Annotated in this window: 24 protein-coding genes, 1 tRNA gene and 1 other annotated feature; of the genes, 5 read left to right on the forward strand and 20 right to left on the reverse strand. The window is 47.0% G+C overall.

What is annotated here, in order from left to right; translation table 11 throughout:
* Positions 1–85 precede the first annotated feature (85 nt).
* Complete coding sequence (locus HPY31_RS26770) at positions 86–433, reverse strand: winged helix-turn-helix transcriptional regulator (protein WP_012683816.1); 348 nt, start codon at positions 431–433, stop codon at positions 86–88.
* A gap of 197 nt (positions 434–630) precedes the next feature.
* Here HPY31_RS26770 and HPY31_RS26775 point away from each other — a divergent pair, with 197 nt between their 5' ends.
* Complete coding sequence (locus HPY31_RS26775) at positions 631–1,041, forward strand: DoxX family protein (protein ID WP_016740871.1); 411 nt, start codon at positions 631–633, stop codon at positions 1,039–1,041.
* A gap of 67 nt (positions 1,042–1,108) precedes the next feature.
* Here the strand turns inward: HPY31_RS26775 and HPY31_RS26780 are convergent, their stop codons facing one another.
* Positions 1,109–1,717: a hypothetical protein gene (locus tag HPY31_RS26780; RefSeq protein WP_371811799.1), complete on the reverse strand. Its 609-nt coding sequence runs from the start codon at positions 1,715–1,717 to the stop codon at positions 1,109–1,111.
* Between the two features lie 95 nt (positions 1,718–1,812).
* On the opposite strand from HPY31_RS26780, the gene HPY31_RS26785 reads away from it, so the two are divergent.
* Positions 1,813–1,989, forward strand: coding sequence for a hypothetical protein (locus HPY31_RS26785; protein ID WP_016740869.1), 177 nt, complete (start codon positions 1,813–1,815; stop codon positions 1,987–1,989).
* Between the two features lie 70 nt (positions 1,990–2,059).
* On the opposite strand, the gene HPY31_RS26790 is transcribed toward HPY31_RS26785, so the two are convergent.
* On the reverse strand, positions 2,060–3,241 hold the full coding sequence (locus HPY31_RS26790) for a NupC/NupG family nucleoside CNT transporter (RefSeq protein ID WP_172143081.1): 1,182 nt from the start codon (positions 3,239–3,241) through the stop codon (positions 2,060–2,062).
* A 104-nt stretch (positions 3,242–3,345) separates the two neighbouring features.
* On the reverse strand, positions 3,346–3,753 hold the full coding sequence (locus tag HPY31_RS26795) for a RidA family protein (protein ID WP_172143082.1): 408 nt from the start codon (positions 3,751–3,753) through the stop codon (positions 3,346–3,348).
* Positions 3,754–3,855: 102 nt separating this feature from the next.
* On the opposite strand from HPY31_RS26795, the gene HPY31_RS26800 reads away from it, so the two are divergent.
* Entirely contained in the window at positions 3,856–4,434 is a 579-nt protein-coding gene (locus HPY31_RS26800) for a hypothetical protein (RefSeq protein ID WP_172143083.1), read from the forward strand.
* 541 nt (positions 4,435–4,975) lie between these two features.
* Positions 4,976–5,401, forward strand: a complete 426-nt coding sequence (locus tag HPY31_RS26805; RefSeq protein WP_172143084.1) for a DUF7832 domain-containing protein — start codon at positions 4,976–4,978, stop codon at positions 5,399–5,401.
* 38 nt (positions 5,402–5,439) lie between these two features.
* On the opposite strand, the gene HPY31_RS26810 is transcribed toward HPY31_RS26805, so the two are convergent.
* From HPY31_RS26810 to guaB, 16 genes are all read right to left on the reverse strand, one after another.
* Positions 5,440–5,979, reverse strand: coding sequence for a hypothetical protein (locus HPY31_RS26810; protein ID WP_371811801.1), 540 nt, complete (start codon positions 5,977–5,979; stop codon positions 5,440–5,442).
* A gap of 133 nt (positions 5,980–6,112) precedes the next feature.
* A tRNA-Arg gene (locus HPY31_RS26815) sits at positions 6,113–6,189 on the reverse strand.
* Positions 6,190–6,336: 147 nt separating this feature from the next.
* The gene (locus HPY31_RS26820) at positions 6,337–7,341 is read right to left on the reverse strand and encodes a histidinol phosphate phosphatase domain-containing protein (protein ID WP_172143085.1); all 1,005 of its coding nucleotides are present in this window, start codon (positions 7,339–7,341) and stop codon (positions 6,337–6,339) included.
* A complete protein-coding gene (locus HPY31_RS26825; RefSeq protein WP_016740859.1) occupies positions 7,335–8,135 on the reverse strand; it encodes a DeoR/GlpR family DNA-binding transcription regulator in 801 nt (266 codons plus the stop codon). Before HPY31_RS26825 ends, HPY31_RS26820 begins: the two co-directional genes overlap by 7 nt.
* Positions 8,119–9,138 carry an ABC transporter ATP-binding protein gene (locus HPY31_RS26830; protein ID WP_172143086.1) on the reverse strand — a complete coding sequence of 340 codons (1,020 nt, stop codon included), beginning with the start codon at positions 9,136–9,138 and terminating at the stop codon, positions 8,119–8,121. The genes HPY31_RS26825 and HPY31_RS26830 overlap by 17 nt, the downstream gene beginning before the upstream one ends.
* On the reverse strand, positions 9,138–9,926 hold the full coding sequence (locus HPY31_RS26835; RefSeq protein WP_172143087.1) for an ABC transporter permease: 789 nt from the start codon (positions 9,924–9,926) through the stop codon (positions 9,138–9,140). The genes HPY31_RS26830 and HPY31_RS26835 overlap by 1 nt, the downstream gene beginning before the upstream one ends.
* The gene (locus HPY31_RS26840) at positions 9,923–10,768 is read right to left on the reverse strand and encodes an ABC transporter permease (protein ID WP_172143088.1); all 846 of its coding nucleotides are present in this window, start codon (positions 10,766–10,768) and stop codon (positions 9,923–9,925) included. Before HPY31_RS26840 ends, HPY31_RS26835 begins: the two co-directional genes overlap by 4 nt.
* Positions 10,769–10,828: 60 nt before the next feature.
* On the reverse strand, positions 10,829–11,638 hold the full coding sequence (locus HPY31_RS26845) for an alkaline phosphatase family protein (RefSeq protein WP_172143089.1): 810 nt from the start codon (positions 11,636–11,638) through the stop codon (positions 10,829–10,831).
* Entirely contained in the window at positions 11,628–12,725 is a 1,098-nt protein-coding gene (locus tag HPY31_RS26850; protein WP_172143090.1) for an ABC transporter substrate-binding protein, read from the reverse strand. Before HPY31_RS26850 ends, HPY31_RS26845 begins: the two co-directional genes overlap by 11 nt.
* Before the next feature lie 191 nt (positions 12,726–12,916).
* Positions 12,917–14,206: an isocitrate lyase gene (gene aceA / locus HPY31_RS26855; RefSeq protein WP_172143091.1), complete on the reverse strand. Its 1,290-nt coding sequence runs from the start codon at positions 14,204–14,206 to the stop codon at positions 12,917–12,919.
* A gap of 26 nt (positions 14,207–14,232) precedes the next feature.
* The gene (gene aceB, locus HPY31_RS26860) at positions 14,233–15,840 is read right to left on the reverse strand and encodes a malate synthase A (protein WP_172143092.1); all 1,608 of its coding nucleotides are present in this window, start codon (positions 15,838–15,840) and stop codon (positions 14,233–14,235) included.
* A 418-nt stretch (positions 15,841–16,258) separates the two neighbouring features.
* Positions 16,259–17,539 (reverse strand): serine--tRNA ligase, encoded by a 1,281-nt coding sequence (serS, locus tag HPY31_RS26865; protein ID WP_172143093.1) that lies wholly within the window; start codon positions 17,537–17,539, stop codon positions 16,259–16,261.
* 53 nt (positions 17,540–17,592) lie between these two features.
* Positions 17,593–17,818, reverse strand: a binding site (T-box leader).
* Between the two features lie 124 nt (positions 17,819–17,942).
* The gene (pdxT, locus tag HPY31_RS26870; RefSeq protein WP_172143094.1) at positions 17,943–18,518 is read right to left on the reverse strand and encodes a pyridoxal 5'-phosphate synthase glutaminase subunit PdxT; all 576 of its coding nucleotides are present in this window, start codon (positions 18,516–18,518) and stop codon (positions 17,943–17,945) included.
* A 10-nt stretch (positions 18,519–18,528) separates the two neighbouring features.
* A complete protein-coding gene (gene pdxS, locus HPY31_RS26875; RefSeq protein WP_012683798.1) occupies positions 18,529–19,413 on the reverse strand; it encodes a pyridoxal 5'-phosphate synthase lyase subunit PdxS in 885 nt (294 codons plus the stop codon).
* A gap of 106 nt (positions 19,414–19,519) precedes the next feature.
* Positions 19,520–20,836 carry a D-alanyl-D-alanine carboxypeptidase family protein gene (locus HPY31_RS26880; protein ID WP_172143095.1) on the reverse strand — a complete coding sequence of 439 codons (1,317 nt, stop codon included), beginning with the start codon at positions 20,834–20,836 and terminating at the stop codon, positions 19,520–19,522.
* Between the two features lie 187 nt (positions 20,837–21,023).
* Entirely contained in the window at positions 21,024–22,484 is a 1,461-nt protein-coding gene (gene guaB / locus HPY31_RS26885) for an IMP dehydrogenase (RefSeq protein ID WP_172143096.1), read from the reverse strand.
* Between the two features lie 166 nt (positions 22,485–22,650).
* Between guaB and HPY31_RS26890 the strand changes: the two genes are divergently transcribed.
* On the forward strand, positions 22,651–23,664 hold the full coding sequence (locus HPY31_RS26890) for a YaaC family protein (RefSeq protein WP_172143097.1): 1,014 nt from the start codon (positions 22,651–22,653) through the stop codon (positions 23,662–23,664).
* Positions 23,665–23,681: the final 17 nt, after the last annotated feature.

The following is a 23,681-nucleotide window of genomic DNA, read 5'->3' on the forward strand; positions in this document are numbered from 1 at the left end:
ATAACGGAAAAACCCCTGTCTCCAGGGGTTTTCATCGTGGCAAGCGTCAGGCATACCCTCCTGATGCTTTTTTATATAGGCTGTGTTATTCTTCGCTGTCGTTCGCCATTTCGTCTGCATTCAACTCGATCCAGCTCTGCGACCAAGACTCAATCCCTTTGAGCACTGGAGTCAAAGCTTTCCCCATTTCCGTTAAGGAATACTCTACGCGGACAGGAGCAGAATCAGTGAACACCTGTCGATGTACGAGTCCTTCCTTCTCCAAATCCTTCAAACGCTCAGAAAGTAGCCTTCCGCTTACTGGCAGGGCCCCTTCCAATGCACAAAATCGCTGTGGTCCCGACAACAACTGGAATAGAATTAGACCTGTCCATCGCTTCCCCAACAACTGCATACCTTTTTCGAACTTTGGACAGAGGGTAGACTGTTTCATAGGTATCACCTCATTCTCCTTTCAGTATACCGCTCTTTGTTCCATCCATCAAAAGCAATGATGTGAATCAACCTTGAAAATCACACTTGCCAACTACTGGGATTTTGTTGAATCACTTGACTTAGGAAATTATTATTGTATACTTACTAACGAAAAGTAACTTTATTACTCATTTAAATTTTCGGAGGGATTCATACATGTCTAATCGTTTTGAATGGAGCACACTTATTCTACGTGTGATTGCTGGTCTGACTTTTGCCATTCACGGAGTGGCTAAATTCCAAATGGGGCTGGAGAATGTTGCTGGTTTCTTCGGGACCATGGGACTCCCTGCATTCATTGCGTATCTCGTAGCCTTCCTGGAGGTAGTAGGTGGTATTGCATTGATTCTGGGACTGGGTACTCGCGTGTTCGCAGGTGCGTTGTCTGTTGTCATGCTTGGTGCGATCTTTAAAGCCAAGCTCGCTGCCGGCTTCATGGGCGGTGAAGGTGGAGCTGGTTATGAATTGGATCTGGCTTTGCTTGCGATATTGGTTGCTCTTGGTATCAGCGGCAGCACCAAGTTCGCACTCGACGCTATTCTGTTTGGAAAAAGATCGGTTGAGTAATACCATTTTGAAACATAGAAAAGCCAAGTCGAAGGGCACATTTGAGAGCCCTCTGACTTGGCTTTTTTTATTCCTTTTGCGGTGATTCCTCGATCATTTTTTTATTGATGACTCTTATTTTGTCTGCTGGTGATTGCTCGTCCTTTGCACTAATAAATACGGAGTTGTCTCCCGCTTCAAAAAACATGACATAATCCTGATCGGACATGCTCTTCTCTTCACTGACAGGCGTCCCCAGATTTTTACGGATCGTGTCCAGATTCGTTTCATTGAGATGAAGCCCGGCCAAATCAATTCCATACACGCGATCTTGTCCATCAAAATAAATGAGCGCACTCTTTAGCTTCTCAAAGACTTCATAACGCCCGCCATCCCAATAATCCTGTTTGGTTACCTTGCCGTATAGCGCAGAAACCTCCTCCCGCTTCATCCCGATGTGGATATCGAAGCCACTGATTTGGTTTTTGGCGAGCAGCTTTAAAAATTGATCATCCAGAGTGATTTGGCGCACAGTAGCGGATTGATTTTCTTGCTTTTGGTCGCCCTCGCTATTTCCCGTCTCTTGCTTCTGCTCGGTTACAGGCTGTTGTTTAGAATCTGTTGGCACGCTCGTTTCAGATGAACAGCCCCCCACAATCAAACCTGCCACTACAGTCAAACACACCCATTTTCTCACCCGACTTCGCTCCTTTTCTTCCTTTTTGAATGGTCTCATCACAACTTCCTCACTGGTATAACGTATCTTTTAGTAAAAAGTGAGGTGTTGGTTGAATGCCACTCTGGTTACTCGTCGTACTTATTTTCGGAGGTCTCTTGCTGATTGGAGCTATCATCGATTGGATTGCCAAGCGCCGGAAGCAGAGAGTCCTCATAGAACGTAACAACCGTGATTCCCATTCCTTTGATGAAGGATACAATCCGAGAAATAAAGACGAATATCTCAATTGATAGACGCTACTCCCCATCATTTGGTTACGAAACTGTCCCTAACAAAAAAAGACCCCGGAAAGGGTCCCCTTCACAGCACAATGCTGATGATCATTCCTGATAAAATGCTGACGAGTGTTGCCCCGTATAACAGCCTCAATCCAAACCGGGCAACGACATTTCCTTGTCTTTCATTCAAGCCTTTTACCGCGCCAACAATTGTCCCGATGGAGCCAAAGTTCGCAAACGAGATCAAAAACACGGACACGATGGCGATCGTTCTTTCGCTTAACTGACCTTGAATCTTCGTAAATTCGAGGATGGCGACAAACTCGTTCGCCACTATTTTGGTGGCCATGATACTACCCGCTTGTACAGCTTCGTGCCAGGGAACCCCCATAAGAAAGGCAAGCGGAGCAAAGACGTACCCTAACAAAGCTTGGAACGAGATACCGAATACTGCACTGAATAACCCGTTCACCATCGCAATCAGTGCAATAAACCCGAGCAACATCGCGGCAACGACCACGGCTACTTTAAATCCATCCAGAATGTACTCCCCGAGCATTTCAAAGAAGGCCTGTTTCTCTCCCTTCTCTTGATCCAATAAGTCATCTTCCGGCTCCACTTCATACGGCGTAATAATGGAAGCAATAATAAAACCACCAAATAAGTTGAGTACCAATGCAGCTACCACATACTCCGGTTTGACCATGGTCATGAAAGAACCCACAATCGACATAGATACGGTGGACATCGCAGAGGCGCACAGCGTATACAACCTGTTTTCGGGAATGGCACCGAGCTGTTTTTTCACGGTAATAAACACTTCGGACTGCCCAACAATCGCCGAAGCAATCGCATTATAAGACTCCAATTTTCCCATGCCATTCACTTTACTCAATACGAGCCCTACGTACTGAATGAATAAAGGGAGGATCCTCGTGTACTGCAAAATGCCGATCAGTGCCGATATGAACACAATGGGCAGCAAAACTTGCAAGAAAAACGGTGTCGCACCCGGATTCGCAATACCACCGAAGACAAAATTAATCCCTTCGTACGCATACTTCAGGAGTGTGGAAAAACTACTGGCAATGCCTGATATGAAAATGAGTCCAATACTGGTTCGCAACAGCAGCAAGCCAAGTACGATCTGAATCAGAATCATGATGAGGAGAGGGCGATACCGAATGTGCTTTTTATCACTACTTGCCAGCCAAGCAAGCAAAAATACTGTAATCAAACCTATTCCTGCGATGATATAATTCATGGAACCAACTCCGATCCGCATATCTCGCTCCATAATCTTCCCAAAAGAGCATAAAAAAACCCTTCTGAACGATGAATAATCGAACAGAAGGGGGGACGAGACAACTACACATCTGCCACGGCAATGGCCTCAATCTCGATCAATAGCTCTTCCCTAATAAGCTTGCTCACTTCAACAGCAGAGCTCGCTGGCGGGGTTTCTGTATTCACGTACTGATCTCGAATCTCACGGACAATGTGCATCTTGGAGATATCAGTCACGAAAAAGGTTAATTTCACTACATGATCAAAGCTGACACCTGCCGCTTCTAACGCGAATCGGATATTTTCGAAAACTTGTTTTGTCTGTGCAGCTAAATCACCTGTACCGACCACTTGGCCCTCCTTGTTGAGAGCGACCTGACCCGATACATAAATCGTCCGTGCGTTGCGAACCTCCACCGCATGGGTGTAGCCGAATGTAGGTGGCATTGTTTCAGGGTTAATGAATTTGATTTGCTTATCATTTTGCATCCGACATGCTCCTCCGATTCACATTTGTTGGTAAACTATTCTACCATACACGGAAAATTCTGACCATTGCTCGAGTTCTTTAAAGAAAGAGAGGAAAGCCTCATGATTATTACATGTGATGCTTACTGCAACATGGGCTATATTTATTTGCAGCAACCCGATAAGAAAATGATAGATTATCAAAAGGAGAAGGATAACAAGATTAGCCGTTATGTCCAACCTTCCTTGTTGCACATCCCCTTAGTCGTTGATTTCAACAGGGGAAAGCTGTTGGATGACATGCGTTTATCCACGAAAACGTACAAGAAGGCGGTTGACGATGAGATCGATATGGAATACAAGAACGATCTCGATGAGCAAGGCTACATGACAGGGATTGAACTTAATTTATCCAAAGACAAGCTGGTTCACTTGTTAGAAAATAAAGCGTTTGTGGTTTATCGTACTGAGTGGAAAGGTCTACCCTCTCACCTGGTAACATTGGATATAGATCACAAAGTCTTTGATTCGAGCAATGTGATTTATCCTCTGAATGAGAAGAAGGATGCGTTCGTGATCATTGAAGTTATGGGAGAGTATCAAATTGGGTTAGTGAAGGCGTTACTAACAAGAAGAAATGATTTATATCCCGTTGAGTACTTGTTAGCTCCGCAGTTTATTTTAAGTGAGTATACGTTATAGAATAGAATGAAAAACCCGTCTCCAGCTAGGGCTAGGGACGGGTTTTTGCTTATCAATGGTTGTTTTTAAATTGATCAAACAGTCCGCCATCATACTTTTTTCTTCTACTCTTATTTCTTTCTTTTTGGGTAGGGGCTGTTGAATCGGTGTTCTTTCAGGCTTTACATTCTTTTTCTTTCTCGTATGGTTGTATTTTTCTTAATGACATTGTTAGGAGGTTGCTTCTTCCGGCTGTAATCAAATACAGCTTCCAGATCGATTGCCTTTTCTCTTCTTCGTGTTTTTCTTTCCGCATCTTTTGGACAACCTGTTCAAAATCGCGAACCTTATATCCTCCTTCAACAGACGACAGGTTCTTTACAAACCCAACCGAACGGCTTCCATAATAGATAAAATGTCGCGGGGCATTGTTCACTGTCATCTGATATATGTATCCTGTTGGAACCCACCCTTCCTCCATCATCCTCTTTTGACTTTTTAGGATTACATCTATGCTGTATAATTTTTGAAAAACGGGCAAATAGAAAGAGAGGATTTGCTAATGACAACGGTATACGATAAAGCGAAATATCATTACGAAAACTTTGAGGAGGATCTTCCTCGAAAACAGGCATATGTACATACAGGCTTTTTCATTGGCTGGTTGATTGAAAATGATATGGTTAGCGAGGATTTCCAAAAGAGTTACGAAAACCTAATCGCTGATTTTAAACAAAGGAAGATGACTGGTCCTGAGGTCTATGAGAAGACGGGTGGAGTATTGGCAAAAGACATGCTAAATGAAGAAGGAAACCAGTTCGCGATGTTTTACTTCGATTTCGAAACTGGGGAGTATCGCTATCATTATCTAGAAGCTTTTGATTGCGAGCCAAGTGTGTATCACGTGGAAGATACTTGGGAGAATTACGACCATATTAAAGATTGGATCGACAATGAGTACGAGTACTGGTGCGAGAAAAATGGATAAGACCGCGTGACTACGCGGCCTACAATCAAGTCGCTATTTTATTTCTTCAGGATGAAATCAGACATGACTGCCTTTTCCCATTCGATTCCTTTTGGACTCACATTGGTGTAAAGCGTTATGGAGTCCGCATCTTCCATTACCGCTTTCAAATGAAAATTCATGTCCTTGGGCTGCAAATACTCATCATATAGCTGTTGGTAGTTGGGATCGTTTTTTTCTTTTGCAGCCTTGATGTAGTCCACGGTGTCGGGGTCTTTTTCAAAATTTTTGTATTTCACTTGATATCCGAATGTCGCTTCTACTTTTCCATCCACTGTCTTCTCTTCATAATCCGTTAGGGTAAACTCGAGCAGCTCATAGTAAGGGGAGAAAGCTTTGTTGCTCTCTTCTTGCAAATAGCCCGCAATTTTGTCATAGCTTGTAGTGCTGTCCACCGATTGTTTCTGTTCTGCGCCAGCGTTCGCTGCCTCTTTTGCAGGTGGCGCGGCAGTCTGTTTTTGTACGACCGCATCTGAGCTACAACCGCTAAAGAAAATAGCCAAGACCATGCTTACGATCACTTTTTTCAAAGGAAACACCCCTTATCTCCATCGTTTTTTGCTACAAGGTATACGTGTGAGACAAGATCTACGTCTCAGTATTTTCCAAATAAACGATGAGGGGGATGCATAAAAAAGAAAAAACCTTGATACACCAAGGTTTTCCCTACAATGGCGTCCCCGAGAGGATTCGAACCTCCGACCTACAGTTTAGGAAACCGTTGCTCTATCCTGCTGAGCTACGGGGACAAGTATGATTACCTACATTCTTATTATATGTGTTTATCCATTTTTCGGCAAATACAAGTCGGATCTAAAGACAACAAAAAAACCTTGGCATCCCAAGGTTTTTTGCATCTCAATCCTATTTTGTTCAAAACACGCTGCTTTTCACAGTCAAGCATATTGGATCGGCTTCATGATCCGTTGACGACCGGAAAAAGTGGCAATCTCCGTTACCCCCATTGAATGGAGGATCTCCAGATTCACCGCCACGTATCTCCCAATATCATCGGGAAAGTGCGCGTCGGACGAGAGTGTCAGCGGAACTTCATGCGCCACCAAAACGTCGAGGAAGGCGGGACTGGGGCACATTTCCTGAACCGGATAGCGGTAGTACAAGCCTGCATTGATTTCGGTCGCTGTATCCGTTTCCTTCAAAGCAGTTGCAATTCGGTGGTAATAAGGAAGAAGCTCCGATTCCTCTGGACGATAGGAGAACACTTTCAGATTATCCAGATGGGCAACAAAATCAAACAAATTGCTCCTGATCATGGACTCAACTGTGTGGAAAAAGTCCGCGTATAACGTTTTCAGGTCATGCTGCTCAAACAGATGGCGAGTATCGGGATTGTCAAAGCCCCATCCTTGCAAAAAATGAACCGAACCGATCACATAATCCCACGAAGCACCTGCGAGCAAGCTTTCCAATTCTGCCTCCCCGCCGATAAAGTAATCCGCTTCGAGCCCCAACCGCAACTCCACACCGCTTGCCGACCAACGCTGCTTTGCTTCCTCAATGGCGACACAAAAGTCACTGAGGCTCTCGGTGCATACTTGATCAAGCCACGTGCGCTGCAAGCGACCCAACTCGGTGTCCCCCAGCTCCATATACCGTTCAAAGTAAGGACGGGCTTCACGAAAGCGGTATAAATGATCGACGATCCCTACTTCCTTCAAGCCTTTGTTTAACGCTTCACGTAAATACAGATCGATCCAGGATGGGTCGTATGCCCCCAAAGACATGCGGTTATTTAATCGCGCAAGACTGTCCAGCAGCCAGGCACGGGTATGTCGAGGTTCAGATAACGGATAAAAATGGTCGAGGGCCATATTGGTACGTTCGAGCCAACGCAATGAAAAAGGCCCTTCTTCTAGATGAAGATGATAGTCGATCAACATGTGAAATCTCTCCTTCCCGGATGTTCGCTTATCCAGGTCGTTTGCATGCCAGACGATAGCCATTCATCCGGCATCGGCTGGTCACAAACAACCGCGCTGACATCCTGCCAGCCGCAAATACGAAAAAATTGCGTTTGGCCGATCTTCGATGTGTCTCCCAATACATAGACTTGCTCCGATCGCTGTACCATCATGGTCGAGCACAGCGTTTCTTCCATGTCATAATCGGTGAAGCCATCAGCCGTGATCCCTCCACAAGAAATGAACGCTTTATCAAAATGAAAACGAGAGAGCAGCTCGCAGGTAAACGCCCCGGCAACCGATTTTTGGGCCGGATGGGTCAGCCCCCCCAGCATAATGACCTGACCGTTGAATTGATTGGCTTCCAACAGCTCATTTAGTAAAGAAGCGGCGGGGAGTGAATTCGTGACAATCGTTAATTGATTGAGGCCCTTGATAGCACGTGCCAATTCCAGTGTTGTCGTCCCGACATCGAGCGCGATGGTATCCCCGTCAGACAAAAGTTCTGCCGCGATTTGCCCGATTTTCGTTTTTGCCGTCTGTTGGATCGCCTGTTTCTTTTCAAAATGCGGCTCGCGTTTCGCCAAATGATAAGGAATCGCTCCTCCGTACACTCGCTTTAACAAACGCTGCTGCTCCAACTGGTCCAGATCACGTCGTATGGTCTCCGGTGTTACTGCCAGGGTTTTTGCCAGACTCATCACCTGAATTTTACCGTGACGGTTCAATTCGTCGAGAATCACTTGCTGTCGTTCTTCAGGCAATAGTGTCATAAAGCGGAATCACATCCTTGGGACTTACATACAATGTTTTTGTTGTGCCGATCTGCTCCTGCTCAAAGGACAGGTGAAGAGTGTCCACCAGTATAGGAACATCACCAATGTTCAGCTCGTAACGGGTAATGTTGCCGAGCATGGTTACCTGAGCGATATTCCCGGTCAAACAGATGTCCTCCCCATTCAAAGGCTGCTCATGAAACGTCTCAGGACGGATTGCAAAACGTTCAACTGCCGGATGAGGCAAATTAGGTGTTATTCGGGTAAGCTGTTCGGCAGTCAGCACGTTGTAATTGCCAATGAAGCGAGCGACAAATTCAGAACGAGGTTGCGTGTAAATCTCTTGAGGACTGCCGTGCTGAACGATTCGTCCGCCATTCATGATGTAGATGCGGTCACTGACAGCCATGGCTTCTTCCTGATCGTGAGTAACCAGCACAGTCGTCATGTTTAACTCACGTTGAATGGTACGTAGCTGCTTTTGCAAATTTTTACGAATCTGGGCATCAAGCGCACTAAGCGGCTCATCGAGCAAAAGTACTTTTGGCCGGGTGACCAGAGAACGGGCGAGTGCGACACGCTGCTGCTGACCACCAGACAATTCACGTGGGTAAGCCTGCTCCTTTCCCACCAATCCCACCAGCTCAATCATTTCCTGGACACGCAGACGAATCTCCGTTTTCGAGATTTTGTTCATTTCCAGGCCAAAGGCAATGTTTTGACTGACCGTAAGATTGGGAAAGAGCGCATACGATTGGAACACCATGCCGATCTGCCTGTTTTTGGGCGACACGTCCGTCACATCTTTGCCGTCAATGTAGATCATGCCTGTATCAGGAGCCGTCAACCCACTGAGGATGCGTAACAGCGTACTTTTGCCACAACCGCTAGGGCCAAGCAAGGTAACCAGCTCGCCTTTTTCAATCGCAAGATCAAGTTGCTGCAGCACGTGTTGACCGTGAAAGGTTTTGGACAAGTTTTTGATTTGGACGTAACTCATCAGGGGACCTCCTTGCGTGCGAAGCTTCGGCGCGTGAATTTTACAACCAGACCAGTGATAATAGCCATCAGGACAAAATAAGTGACTGTAATCGCGCTGGCGACATGTCCACTTGACGATAGCTTGGCGTACAGATACATCTGCAGGGTTTCAAACCTTCCTCCCACCAGAATGTTAATCAGAACGAATTCACCAAACAAAATGGAGAACGACAAGAGTGAGGACACGAAAATTCCAGACATGATATTCGGAACGATAATTCGTACGAACGCCTGCCAGTGGCTCGCACCTAATAGCTCGGCTGCCTCCATCAACGAACGTGCCTGCATGGCAAGCAGGCTGTTGCGCGTTCCCTGATAAAGATACGGAAGCAAACCGACCAAATACGCCCCCGCTGTGATGATCACCATGGGAATTCCGTTTCCTGAATAAGTACGGATCAAACCGACTGCCATAATAACACCGGGAACGGCATAGGTGAGCATCACCAAAATCTGAACCAGCCTCTCCATCCGGGGAGCGTAGACGATAATGGAGAATACAGCAGGAACAATAATGACGACGGCAACGACTGTCGTCAGAAAGCTGAGCAGAAAAGAACGCCCGAATGCCTGTAAGAATCGCGGATCGGCATACAGCTCCGCAAACCATTTTCCTGTGAGTCCTTCCGGCAAAACCGTGCTATTCCACTCGGTTGCCAGTGAGTAAAGAATGGTAGCAACTACTGGCAAAAACAAATACAACATGACCAACGCAAACGACAAGGATGGCAAACTGATCCGCTTCAAGATAAATCCCTCCGAATCTTCCGCGTCAGCCACTCGTTCACGAGCAGGGCGGCGGCAAGCGTCAGGCCAAGCAGTACTCCGAGTGCGCTACCTAGCTCGGGTCTTGCAAAAATGTCGCCAGATACTAGCGCACCAATCCGAATGGGCACTAGATTGTAGTTGCTCCCGGTGAGCGCGTAGGCAGAAGCATAAGCACCCATTGCATTGGCAAACAGAATGCTGAATGTGCCGACGATACCCGGAAGGAGTACCGGAAACCCGATTCTCAGCCAAAACTCCCATGGACTTGCCCCAAGCAGCTCGGCTGCTTCCATCCATTGCTTCTGAATGGCGTTGTACAGGGGATACAAAAGCATTACTGCCAGGGGCAGTTGAAAATAAATATAAACAAGCGTCAAGCCGCTCCACGAATACAGAGTAAAGGACTGACTAAAATCAATCCCCAGTTGCCTCGCAAGCAAAACAAACAATCCACTGTTTCCCAACAGGACAATGAAGGCAAAAGCGAGTGGAATCCCCGCAAAATTTGAGGTTAGATTGGTAATGACAAGCACTCGCTGTTGCAGAGCCTGTGGGAAACGGGTAATCGCATAAGTGGCAAAAACAGCAACGACGATTCCAATGAGAGCAGACAGGAACGAGATCAGCACACTGTTCTCAAAAGCCTGCAGGTAATACGGATTTGAAAAAATCTCACGATAGTTACTTATGGTAAAACCGCCGCCCCCCTCGGCCTGAAAGCTCCCTCCAATCATGGAAAGCAACGGGACGAGAAGAAACAGAGCGATCATTGCAAAGAACGGAATCGTCGTGACCCAAAACATACTGACAAATCGTTTCATCGCAAAAGCTCCTTTCTTAGAGGAAAAGACGCCCCCTTAGGGAGACGTCTTGCTCAGCCCTCATACGTTCAATGGCTGCATCTCCTTCGAGGGGGAGATGCCAAGCAAATGGCAGGCAAGCGGAGCCACCTGCAATTGCGGAATTGCCTCCTCGCGAATCCCCGGAGATATCAGGTTGCTGATGACAAACAAGGGAACGTCCCGGTCAGCGCTAGAAGTGCCACCATGATTTCCATCGGCTGTCATCCCGTGATCGGCTGTCACGATGATTTGATAACCCGCATCGATCCACGCAGGAAGCACATTTGCCAGTATCGAATCTGCCGCCAGAACGCGATTTCGATATTGCGCGGAATCAGCCGTATACTTATGGCCATCATCGTCGATATTCATGGAGTGGACGTAAAGAAAATCTGGATTGTATCCATTCAACAAAAAGTTGGCGTCAGCAAACAAGTGTGTATCCGGATAGTGATCTTCCCAGTAGAACATCCCGTTTTGTATCGGTTTGTCGGAGTTCAATTGGATTCGGTCGTAAAACGGGTTGAATGGAGCCTTGTTATATAGCTCGCTTACCCAGCCATAAGCGGCAGCAGCGTTGGACATCCCGTTTTTTTGCGTCAGGTGAAAGAGACTCTCCTGATGCGAAAGCCGAACCGTCTGATTGCTAGAAATACCATTCTTCCACACAGGAGTTCCTGTTAAAAGAACCTCGTACAAAGGACGAGATAGACTGGGTAATTCCGATCTCACCTGAAAACGGGCCGCAATGCCGTATTCGACCAAGTGATGCAGATACCCCATGTGCGAGACGGCTGTGTCAAATCTCAATCCGTCGAGCACAATCATGGCGAGCTTGCTAGCGCACATGGATTAACACCTTCTCTTGCCATAACTGCGGCAACTTTTTAGCCGTCTCTTCCCAAGCAGTCAAATCGCCCACCGGACGTGCGTTTTTATACATATCATCGGGGAGCAGCATGGCTTTAGCGGATTCATCCAGCTTGGCGTTGGCGCGAATCGGTCGTGCATAGCCGCGAGCCAAATTGGACTGTCCAGCGTCGGAGAGAATGTATTCACGAGCCAGCATGGCAGCGTGTGGGTGCTTGGCGTACTTGTTGATTACTGTAGCGTACCCGCTGCTGACTGATGCTTCCTCCGGGATGAGGACATCAAAGCGGTTCTTATCGATTTTGTCCCGATACCCAAGCGCATTGAAGTCCCACAAGATTGCGACCTCTACCTCACCCTTTTCTAGATTGGCAAGGCTTGGATCGCTCGTACTGAGCCGCTTGTTTTTGGCCAACTCAGCGAAAAAGTCAATGCCGGGCTGAATATTTTTCTCATCTCCCCCATTAGCATAAGCGGCGGCCAGAACGGCAAATTGCGCCTGGTTCGCTTTCATGACATCGCCGATCGCGACCTTGTAGCTACCGTTTTTCAAATCTGCCCAGGATTTCGGGGGATTTTGCACCTTTGTCTTGTCAGTGATAAAGGCCAACGTTCCGGTATAGCCTAGCAACCAATGTCCTTCATCATCTTTTGCCCAATCGGGAATGTCGTTCCAGTAAGAGGTTTTGTAAGGCAGCGTCAGCCCTTTTTGTTTGGCTAACGGTCCAAAAGCAATACCTACATCACCGATATCTGCAGTAGCGTCTTCTTTTTCTGCTTCAAACTTAGCCAATTCTTCTGCGCTCGACATGTCTGTGTCGGTATGCTTCAAGCCGTATTCTTTTCCAAGATTGCTCCAGGTTTCCCCCCAGTTTGCCCACGTGTCCGGCATTCCCACGGAGTTAACTTCTCCCTCCTGCTTCGCTTTTTCTACAATTTGATCCAGGGTCAATTGCGACGTATCCAGAGAAGTGCCTGATTTCGTCTCGGTGGCACATCCCGCAAGCAGAAAAACGGATGTCATGACAACAATGGTTCGTTTCCAGCTTAACTGGTTCCCTCTCATCTTTAAGGCCCCTTTTCGTTTTTATTTGTGTTTGGTCTTTTGGCTTTTTCTAACCCAATCGTAAACAATCAAAATGAAACTGATATAAATGCGTTGTTAAAAAGCTATTAAGACTCTATGAAAAATAGAAGTGAACGCAAAAAGTGGCCCTCTGAATACCAGAGAACCACCTAGGCCTTCGTTTTTCCTCTTTAATTATGAGCAAATTGCTCCTCTTCCGTTGACCCGCTGAGGGCAGTCGTAGAGGAATTGCCGCCAGAGATGACCTGCGCAACCTCATCGAAATACCCGGTACCCACTTCACGCTGATGACGAGTGGCCGTATAGCCATGGACTTCGCTATCGAACTCAGACTGCTGCAATTCAGAGTAGGCAGCCATTCCGCGGTCACGATAGCCGCGCGCCAATTCAAACATGCTGTAATTCAGGGAGTGGAAGCCAGCGAGCGTGACAAATTGGAACTTGTAGCCCATCTCGCCAATCTCTTCCTGGAAGCGAGCAATGGTCTGTTCATCCAGCTTCTTTTTCCAGTTGAAAGAAGGAGAGCAATTGTACGCTAACAGTTTTCCCGGATATTTGGCATGAATCGCCTCTGCAAAACGGCGTGCTTCCTCCAGATTCGGCTCAGAAGTCTCGCACCAGATCAAATCTGCATAGGGAGCGTACGCAAGGCCACGCGCAATTGCTGCATCCAATCCGCCGCGTAGACGGAAGAATCCTTCTGCCGTTCGTTCACCCGTCAGGAATGGTTTATCCTGCTCGTCGATGTCGCTAGTGATCAGGAAAGCGCCATTGGCGTCTGTACGCGCTACGATAATTGTTGGAACTCCCATCACATCTGCCGCAAAGCGGGCGGAAATCAGATTACGTACAGCCGCCTGCGTCGGAATCAGTACCTTTCCGCCCATATGGCCGCATTTTTTCTCGGAAGCCAGCTGGTCTTCAAAATGCACACCTGCTGCGCCCGCTTCAATCATGCCCTTCATCAATTCAAAGACGTTCAGTGGCCCACCAAAGCCCGCTTCTGCGTCTGCCACGATCGGAGCAAACCAATTCGTATCGGTACCACCTTCTGATTGATCGATTTGATCAGCCCGTTGCAATGCCTGATTAATTCTTTTTACGACTTGTGGCACACTGTTTGCCGGGTAGAGGCTTTGATCAGGATACATCTGACCAGACAGATTGGCATCGGCCGCTACCTGCCAGCCACTCAAATAAATCGCTTTTAATCCTGCCTTTACCTGCTGAATCGCTTGATTCCCGGTCAAAGCCCCCAACGCTTTAATATGATGCTCGGTATGCAACAGCTCCCATAGACGCTCTGCTCCCAGACGAGCCAGTGTATGCTCAATTTGTACGGAACCGCGCAGACGAACGACATCTTCTGCCGTATACGGACGTGTAATTCCTTTAAATCGCTCACCCTGCCAGCTTTGCTCCACCTGTTGAATCGCTTCCTGATTGTTTACTTTTTTCATTTTCATTTCCCCCACTCTTATTATTTTTACAAATAGCGATAACCCGGTACTGTTAGGAAGTCTTCAAAATCTTCTGTCGTTACCAATTGCAAGAACAGATCTCCAGCAATCGGATACTTGCTGTTGTCGTACCTCTCTTGGCCAATTGCTTGCTTGATCGCTTGCAGCTCCTCACTCAGCCACTGCTTCACCAAGCCTTCCGTCACCTTTCTCCCATCCTGCAAGACTCCGTGACGATGGCGCATCCATTGCCAGACCTGTGCCCGGGAAATTTCTGCTGTAGCCGCATCCTCCATCAGATTGTTGATCGGCACAGCCCCAGAGCCTCGCAACCAAGCCTCGATGTACTGCAAACCTACGCTTATGTTCGTACGGACGCCCGCTTCTGTAATCGTGCCCTCTGGGACTGCCAGCAGGTGACTAGCAGATACGTCTACGTCTTCACGTTTGTACCAAATTTGGTTCGGCTCTCTCATCAGGCGATCGAACACTTCCATGGCTACCGGCACTAGCCCCGGGTGAGCAACCCAAGTCCCATCATGTCCATCGTACGCTTCCCGCTCTTTGTCAGCGCGCACTTTGGCAATGGCTTCTGCGTTTTGTACCGGGTCATTTTTCACCGGAATTTGTGCAGCCATTCCGCCGATGCAGGGTGCCATCCGTTTATGGCAAGTCTTCACGGCCAGCGTTGTGTATGCTTTCATGAACGGAACGGTCATGGTTACTTGGGCACGATCCGGTGTAATCACATCAGGCTGATTCCGCAGCTTTTTGATATAGCTGAAAATGTAATCCCAACGTCCGCAATTCAGTCCTGCACTATGCTCGCGCAGCTCATACAGAATCTCATCCATCTCAAAAGCTGCGAGAATGGTTTCGATCAGTACTGTCGCGCGAATCGTGCCGCGAGGAATATTTAATTCATCCTGCGCGAAAAGGAAGACGTCGTTCCAGAGGCGAGCCTCCAAGTGGCTTTCCAGTTTCGGTAAGTAGAAATACGGTGCTGTCTGATTCGCGATAAGAGCATCTACGTTGTGGTAAAAGTAAAGTCCGAAGTCAAGCAGGCTGCCGGAGATCGGTTTTTGATCAAGGAGGACGTGCTTTTCTTCAAGATGCCAGCCACGAGGACGCACGATCAAAACCGCTGTCTTTTCATTGAGGGTGTATGATTTGCCTTGTGGACTGATGTAAGAGATATTGCGGCGTACTGCATCCTTCATGTTGATTTGGCCTTGGATGGTGTTCTCCCAGGTCGGTGAATTCGCGTCCTCAAAGTCAGCCATGAAAAGCCGAGCACCCGAGTTCAGTGCATTGATGACCATTTTCCGGTCACCCGAAGGTCCCGTAATCTCCACACGTCTGTCCTGCAAATCTTTGGGCAATGGAGCAACAGTCCAATCTCCTTTACGAATGTCCGCTGTTTCCTGTAGAAAATCCGGTAGTTGACCTGCATCGATTTGCAATTGACGCTCCACACGTTTAGCCAACAATTGTTGTCGTCTGTCGCCAAACCTTTGCTCCAGCTTCATCACGAATTGAATCGCTTCTGGTGTCAGGATATCTTGATAACCAGGGTGCATCTCACCGGAAATCTGCACCTCCAGCGGATATGGATTCGTTGGTACGGTAGTCAAAACAGCTCCTCCTCCCTCAATTCAAAGTTATTATGGTACAGACTTATAAAATTATTTTTATTATATAACAGTAGTGACAAAAAAATATCCTACTCCTGATACCCACTGCCACTACAATGACTGCAGCATACATGGCCGTCTCCCAAGCACTTGTGGCAAGCCGCTCCGTTGGCATCACGACCAACGCCTCCACATTTTGGGCAATTTTGTTCTCCGTTTCCTTCACACCGATAGCAGTCCATTCTCCATTCCTCCATTTCTGTATTAAAACAATATTCTTAAAATTTGTTTTTATTATATAACAGAGATTAGTACAGTGCAACACGTTTTTTAAAAATTTCCACCTGTATTAGTACACAATATAAAACAGCCCTTGACCCGTTATGGATCAAGAGCTGCTTTTTAACTCTCTCGGTTATTACTTCGGTGCGATCTTGTCTACTCCGCCCATGTATGGACGAAGAACTTCTGGAATCACGATTGCTCCGTCTGCCTCTTGGTAGTTCTCCAAGATCGCTGCTACTGTACGTCCAATCGCCAAACCAGAACCATTCAAGGTATGCACAAATTCCGGCTTCGATTTCGTATCGCGACGGAAACGGATATTCGCACGGCGTGCTTGGAAATCTTCAAAGTTCGAGCAAGAAGAAATCTCACGGTATGTGTCGCCGCTCGGAATCCAAACCTCGATGTCGAATTTCTTCGCAGCCGTAAAACCAAGATCGCCTGTGCACATGCTCAGGACACGGTATGGCAATCCAAGCAGTTGAAGCACCTTCTCAGCGTTTTTCACCAGCTTGTCGAGTTCGTCATAAGACTCTTCTGGTTTCACGAATTTCACCAGCTCAACTTTGTTGAATTGATGCTGACGAATCAACCCACGCGTATCACGGCCAGCAGAACCCGCTTCCGAGCGGAAACATGCGCTGAAAGCAGTGTAGTAGCGAGGAAGATCCGCTCCATCCATGATCTCATCACGATGCATATTTGTGACTGGCACCTCTGCCGTTGGAATCAGGAAGTAATCTGGTCCTTCGATTTTGAATGCATCCTCTTCGAACTTAGGCAATTGACCCGTTCCCGTCATGCTCGTACGGTTGACGATATACGGTGGGATCACTTCTTCATAGCCATGCTCATTCGAGTGCAAATCCATCATGAAGTTCATCAGTGCGCGCTCCAGACGTGCGCCCAAGCCTTTATAGAAAACAAAACGGCTTCCTGTTACTTTTGCCGCGGTTTCAAAATCGAGGATGCCTGCTTGGCTAGCCAGCTCCCAGTGAGGCTTAATCTCGAAGTCAAACGCACGTGGATCTCCCCATGTCCAGGCGATCACGTTATCGTCTTCTGTTGTACCGATCGGCGTGCTTTCATGCGGAAGGTTTGGGAGGCTCAGCAAAATGAACTCCAGCTGTTCATCCAGTTGACGCAGCTCTTCATCCAAAGCCTTGATGCGCTCATTTACTTCTTTCATTTCCGCGATCAGATGGTCTGCATTTTCCTTATTGCGTTTCATAACCGCTACTTGCTCGGAAACCGTGTTACGCTTATTTTTCAGCGCTTCTGCTTCTTGGATGACTTGACGACGCTTTTCATCTACTTCTACGAATTGATCCAACGCAGAAATATCCTCATTACGGTGAGCCAAACGGCGCTTTACTTCTTCTAGATCCTGGCGTAATACTTTTACGTCCAACATGTGTAAATCCCTCCGAATCGTATTGAAAAAAAACAAAAAACACCCGTCCCCTGGTAAGGGACGAGTGTTGTATACCCGCGTTGCCACCCTCGTTGACACATGCAGCATTCCTTCATGCATATGTCCACTCTTCCGTCATAACGGGACGGTTCCGGGCAAAGTTGTTGTTCCTTTGCCACTCCGAGATGGATTCCCTCACATAACCGGATCGGTTCGCACCTACCACCGACTCTCTAGGCCTGGCTCTTGTGAAGTACTTGTTCTCATCATCGCATTCTCATTCATGAATACTATTATTGTTAACTGTACTACAGGTTCTATACGTATGTAAAGAGTACCCAACCTCGATCTTTTCAGAAAAAAAGATCGGCGCCTTTTTACGGCCGATCTTCCGGTATGACAGCTAGCTTCTGTATTCCTTAACCATGTCGAGAAAGTATTTGTGCAGTCTTGTATCTTCGGTCAATTCCGGGTGAAAGGCTGCTGCCAAATAGTGACCGCTTCGGGCGACAACAATCTTGTCTTCGTGCTTAGCCAAGACTTGACCGTTCTCTCCCACTTCCATGATATACGGTGCCCGGATGAACACTGCCGGGTAATCTGCCCCCACATCGGCAACAGGCATCAACACTTCAAAGCTCTCCTTTTGGCGACCAAAAGCATTCCGTTCCACTTTTATATCCATCAAGCCTAAATGGTGATCGTCTTGCCCTTGAATCCGTTTCGCCAGAAGAATCGCTCCTGCGCAAGTTCCGAAGATCGGCTTGTTCGCTTTACCGAACTCTTGAACCGCCTCCATGAATCCGTACTTGTGCATCAGCTTGCTAATCGTGGTGCTTTCTCCGCCAGGAATGACCAGTCCATCTAGGTCATCCAGTTCTTCTACTCGTTTGACCGGGATAGCTGTGGCACCAACCTCTTCTAGCATTCGCAGATGTTCTGCTACAGCTCCTTGTAGAGCGAGTACGCCGATTTTCATGCTACTCACCTTACCAGCCGCGCTCTTGCATGCGATCAGCTTCACGAATTTTGGAGATTTCGATTCCTGGCATTGCCGTCCCCAAGCCTTTGGATACGCGAGCAATCAGTTCGTAATCCGTGTAGTGAGTAGTCGCTTCCACAATCGCGCGAGCAAACTTCTCCGGATTCTCTGATTTAAAGATACCAGAGCCAACAAACACGCCATCGGAACCGAGTTGCATCATCAGGGCAGCATCTGCTGGTGTTGCTACTCCACCTGCTGCGAAGTTTACGACTGGCAGCTTACCTGTTTTGTGTACCTCTTCAAGCAGTTCGTATGGGGCACCCAGGTTCTTGGCTTCCGCCATCAGTTCATCGTAGGACATGGCTTGCACTTTACGGATTTGGGACATCATCGTGCGCATGTGACGAACAGCCTCTACAATGTTTCCGGTACCTGGCTCTCCTTTTGTGCGGATCATGGATGCACCTTCCCCAATACGGCGGAGGGCTTCACCCAGATCACGGGCGCCACATACAAACGGTACAGTGAACTCTTTTTTATTGATATGGTACAAGTCATCTGCCGGAGTGAGCACTTCACTCTCATCGAGATAATCTACACCTAGAGACTCAAGAACACGCGCTTCAACAAAATGACCGATACGAGCTTTTGCCATAACAGGGATCGAAACAGCATTCAGTACTTCCTCTACAATGCTAAGGTCAGCCATACGCGCAACTCCACCAGCTGCACGAATGTCAGACGGTACACGCTCCAAAGCCATTACAGCAACAGCACCCGCTGCTTCTGCAATTTTCGCTTGTTCAGCATTCACGACGTCCATAATGACGCCGCCTTTTTGCATTTCAGCCATACCTCTTTTAACGCGGGACGTTCCTACTTGTACCATTACAAATACCCCCTACATCATGAGTCAGAACCGAAACTGTTATGCGGTGTTATGGTTCCTGTTACCGTCATTGTAAACGATAGATGTAGGGGAAAACAATAGTTATTTAATTTCCGGTTCCACTGCTAAACAAATTGCTGAAAAACTCTATGATGCTGCGGAAGAACAGACGAATCCAGCTCGCTTCTTCTACTGCCTGTCCTGCTACGATATCCACGCCTGCTTTTGCTGCGTCTTCAGGCTGCAAGTAATCCGATTCCTTCATACCTTCTTCTTTCAAAACGATCTTACCGACAACTTGTCCTTGCTGAATCGGTGCGGTTAGCTCCTGGAAGGTAACCGTTGGCGTGTATTTTGCTTCCGTACCGGTTTTGGTGATCATATTTACTTCACTGCCTGTAACAACTGGTACAGTTACTTCTACACCGTTTTTCACAGGAGCTGTTTCAAATCCTTTGACTGGTACATTCTTGTCCATTTGTTTTGTGAGTTTGAAATTGCCAAAACCGTAGTCAAACAGTTTTCTCGTCTCAGCAAAACGCTTTGTCTCGGTGCTTGCATTCATTACAACGCTAATCAAACGCATGTTGTCGCGAACAGCCGTACCTGTAAAACAATAACCTGCTGCATTTGTATGCCCCGTTTTTAATCCGTCTACACCTGGGTAATAGCTAATCAGACTAGGCAGCATCCAGTTATAGTTTTTCTTGCTCCACTCTTTTGGTGTACCTGTACGGAAGGTGAAGATTGGTTTTTTAGAGGTCTCCAACGCATCCGGGAAATCGTGAATCAGTGCACGGGCAAGGATCGCTGAATCACGAGCAGACATCAGGTTTTCTTTTTGATCGGTCTGAACTGAGTATGGACCCAACTCATCTGCTGGCAAACCAGTAGAAGTGACGAACGACGTATTTTTCATACCAAGCTCTGCTGCCTTTTTGTTCATCAGTTCAACAAAAGCTGGCTCACTGCCTGCGATCTTCTCAGCCAAAAGTACAGTAGCGTCATTGGCCGATACGATTGCCATCGCTTCGTACAATTGTTTAACCGTAAAGGATTCGCCTAAATTCAAATACACACCAGACGAATCAGAAATTTTAGCGATATAAAACGCATATTCACTTACAGGGACGACATCATCCCATTTCATTTTCTTTTGCTTGATGGCATCATGAACCAGATATTCGGTCATCATTTTACTCATACTCGCAGGCGGAAGTGCTACGTCAGGATCTTTACTATAGAGAACCTTTCCCGTCGATGCCTCAACAAGAATGGCTGACTTCGCTTCCAGTTGTAGATTCGCTTGAGATGCTACAGGGGCAGCTTCCACCTTTGAAACCATTCCTCCCATTGCTGTAGCAAAAACAGCGACAGAAAGGAACAGACCCGTCAATCGCTTTGTCCATGTCTTTCGCTTCATGTAATCTCTCACTCTCCTATTTCTGTCGATTTCATTTTTTATGAAACAAGCACACAATTGTAAGTGTACCATAGGTTGCAGGGTAGCTTGAAGCGAGATTCCCCCTATTTCCATATGTTAGTAGCTAGTAAAAATCCCCTCTCTTTATAAAAGAAAGGGGATGTAGGTCTTCCGTATCATTTTTCGCTTAGGAAATTGAGTAGTTAGGTGATTCTTTCGTAATTTGTACATCGTGTGGGTGGCTCTCACGCAAGCCAGCGCCGGTAATACGAACGAACTGGGAGTTTTGAATCAAATCTTCGATGGTCTTCGCTCCGCAGTATCCCATACCTGCACGCAGTCCACCAATCAACTGATACGTGACATCCGCCAATGGGCCTTTGTAAGGAACACGGCCTTCGATCCCTTCCGGAACGAGCTTCTGTGCGTTCTCTTGGAAGTAACGGTCCTTACTACCGGCTTTCATCGCGCCAATCGATCCCATTCCACGATATACCTTGAACCGACGCCCTTGGAAAATCTCGAATTCGCCCGGACTTTCTTCTGTACCAGCGAACAGACTGCCGATCATGATCACTGAAGCACCTGCACCAATTGCTTTTGGCAAATCACCGGAGTATTTAATGCCGCCGTCGGCAATAATTGGAATATTGTACTCTCGTGCTACCTGTGCACAATCGTGGATCGCTGTAATTTGCGGAACCCCGATACCTGCTACAACACGAGTTGTACAAATGGAACCAGGACCGATACCAACCTTCACCACAGATGCGCCAGCTTCGATCAGATCACGAGTAGCTTCTCCAGTTGCAACGTTTCCTGCGACGATGGTGAGCGTTGGGTATTCTTTGCGAACTGCTTTTACCGTTTCAATTACGCCTTTGGAATGCCCATGAGCCGTATCGATTACCAAAACGTCCACGCCAGCTTGTACAAGAGCTGCTGCACGCTCAAACGTGTCTGCAGATACCCCAACAGCAGCACCACACAGCAAGCGGCCTTGGTTATCTTTTGCTGCATTTGGGTATTGGATTGCTTTTTCAATATCTTTAATCGTAATGAGTCCACGCAGGGTGTTATTCTCATCCACCAATGGGAGCTTTTCAATCTTATGTTGTTGCAGAATCAATTCTGCCTGTTGCAGTGTAGTACCAACAGGAGCCGTCACCAGATTTTCTTTGGTCATAACCTCTTTGATCTTGATGGAGAAGTCATGCACAAAGCGCAGATCGCGGTTGGTGAGAATTCCAATCAGTTTTTGATTCGCATCGACAATCGGAACACCGGAGATACGATATTTACCCATGAGAGCATTCGCCTCTTCAACGGTATGTTCTTGGGTCAAAGAGAATGGATTGGTAATAACGCCACTTTCAGAGCGTTTTACACGATCTACTTCGCTTGCTTGTTGCTCGATGGTCATGTTTTTATGGACAATCCCGATACCACCTTGGCGAGCCATGGCGATTGCAAGTCCAGACTCCGTTACGGTGTCCATCCCAGCACTGATCAGAGGAATATTCAACTTCACATTCTCACTCAATTGTACTCGCAAATCAACATCCCTTGGCAAAACTTCAGATTTTGCTGGAATGAGCAATACATCGTCAAACGTTAAGCCCTCTTTAACAAATTTGTCTTCCCGCACAGTTGAAAGCTCCTCTCGGCGAATAGTTTAAGACAGTTTAACAAACGGCTTAATTTACTGTCAAGAAATGAGTATATTGTTCGGTTATAGAATGTATTAGACAGATAAATCAAAAAACAATTAGGGAAACTTAACCATATTACGAAAATTGGTAAAGGTGGGTAACATGGATAACGCTTGGAAGACATTACGCTATTTTGAGACAGAACCAACTGCACGTAAATACTTGGCTGCCTGCTATCATGGCATGGGTGCTGAGCAAGCCGAGCGACTAGCATTTCAACAAAGCTCGCGTTTCCTGTATCTCTGGAGACAAGCCAGACATTTTTATTCCACTTCCGCTGTTGCTGACTTGTCCATCCAGCCATTGCTGCTGTTTTATGGCTGCACTCACTTGTTGAAGGCGATGTTATTGACTCGTGATCCGTATTATCCCCAAAACAGTCGTGTTCTGCAACATGGTGTCACGACACGAAAGCTCAAAAGAAACGCCTATATACTTATGGAGGATGAGGTTCGTCCACAAAAGGAAGGGTTTTTTGCACAATTAGCTCACGCATTCCAGCTTGCGCCATTACAAGACCGCTATTCAGTCCATGACCTATTTTCATCTATCCCCAGCGTGAGCGATAGTTACGGAATTGCTACGGATAAACCACGTAACTGGTTAACGCTAAAGATTGCGCATATAAGTCAGGATAATTTGATTCGCATTACCTTTCCTGAAAAAACGGACGGGCCATTATCCTATTCAACCGAGACCTTCATTCAGTACATTTGCAGGCTGGCTCCATCTGTTTGTAACTTGGAAAAGCCCTCCTGGGCAAATAGCAAAAACAGAAAGGAACTGACCCTTCCTCAGTGTGCCCTGTCTGAACTGGATCAACACCCGTTATTTCGTTTACATCAGAACGTCCTGTTCTTTTGGAATGGTTCTGCCTCTTCTCTACCTCTTCCTGAATGGGCCAGTCATTACTTGCTGCTATATTTACTCAGCATGCTTTGCCGATATGAAACGGAGTGGTGGGGAGAGCTAACGATGTCTCACGGACTTGTTGAACGCTATTTGGTCGAACACTTTTTGGATAATCACATGGATACCTTCCCCTCGGTTATTCGAAAGCAATTTTACCAAAATCACCGGATGCCCCTTCCCTTTTTTCCCTCCGATCCGTATTAAATTTCATGTCACTGCTT

Origin of the sequence: Brevibacillus sp. HB1.3 (assembly GCF_013186635.1) — a bacterium.
Classification (GTDB): Bacteria; Bacillota; Bacilli; order Brevibacillales; family Brevibacillaceae; genus Brevibacillus; species Brevibacillus brevis_D.

Bases quoted from the DNA above. Each gene is read 5' to 3' on its own strand.
- HPY31_RS26770 (WP_012683816.1), bottom strand. From the start codon at position 433: ATGAAACAGTCTACCCTCTGTCCAAAGTTCGAAAAAGGTATGCAGTTG.
- HPY31_RS26775 (WP_016740871.1), top strand. From the start codon at position 631: ATGTCTAATCGTTTTGAATGGAGCACACTTATTCTACGTGTGATTGCT.
- HPY31_RS26785 (WP_016740869.1), top strand. From the start codon at position 1,813: ATGCCACTCTGGTTACTCGTCGTACTTATTTTCGGAGGTCTCTTGCTG.
- HPY31_RS26790 (WP_172143081.1), bottom strand. From the start codon at position 3,241: ATGAATTATATCATCGCAGGAATAGGTTTGATTACAGTATTTTTGCTT.
- HPY31_RS26795 (WP_172143082.1), bottom strand. From the start codon at position 3,753: ATGCAAAATGATAAGCAAATCAAATTCATTAACCCTGAAACAATGCCA.
- HPY31_RS26800 (WP_172143083.1), top strand. From the start codon at position 3,856: ATGATTATTACATGTGATGCTTACTGCAACATGGGCTATATTTATTTG.
- HPY31_RS26805 (WP_172143084.1), top strand. From the start codon at position 4,976: ATGACAACGGTATACGATAAAGCGAAATATCATTACGAAAACTTTGAG.
- HPY31_RS26820 (WP_172143085.1), bottom strand. From the start codon at position 7,341: ATGTTGATCGACTATCATCTTCATCTAGAAGAAGGGCCTTTTTCATTG.
- HPY31_RS26825 (WP_016740859.1), bottom strand. From the start codon at position 8,135: ATGACACTATTGCCTGAAGAACGACAGCAAGTGATTCTCGACGAATTG.
- HPY31_RS26830 (WP_172143086.1), bottom strand. From the start codon at position 9,138: ATGAGTTACGTCCAAATCAAAAACTTGTCCAAAACCTTTCACGGTCAA.
- HPY31_RS26840 (WP_172143088.1), bottom strand. From the start codon at position 10,768: ATGAAACGATTTGTCAGTATGTTTTGGGTCACGACGATTCCGTTCTTT.
- HPY31_RS26845 (WP_172143089.1), bottom strand. From the start codon at position 11,638: ATGTGCGCTAGCAAGCTCGCCATGATTGTGCTCGACGGATTGAGATTT.
- HPY31_RS26850 (WP_172143090.1), bottom strand. From the start codon at position 12,725: ATGAGAGGGAACCAGTTAAGCTGGAAACGAACCATTGTTGTCATGACA.
- aceA (WP_172143091.1), bottom strand. From the start codon at position 14,206: ATGAAAAAAGTAAACAATCAGGAAGCGATTCAACAGGTGGAGCAAAGC.
- serS (WP_172143093.1), bottom strand. From the start codon at position 17,539: ATGTTGGACGTAAAAGTATTACGCCAGGATCTAGAAGAAGTAAAGCGC.
- pdxT (WP_172143094.1), bottom strand. From the start codon at position 18,518: ATGAAAATCGGCGTACTCGCTCTACAAGGAGCTGTAGCAGAACATCTG.
- pdxS (WP_012683798.1), bottom strand. From the start codon at position 19,413: ATGGTACAAGTAGGAACGTCCCGCGTTAAAAGAGGTATGGCTGAAATG.
- HPY31_RS26880 (WP_172143095.1), bottom strand. From the start codon at position 20,836: ATGAAGCGAAAGACATGGACAAAGCGATTGACGGGTCTGTTCCTTTCT.
- HPY31_RS26890 (WP_172143097.1), top strand. From the start codon at position 22,651: ATGGATAACGCTTGGAAGACATTACGCTATTTTGAGACAGAACCAACT.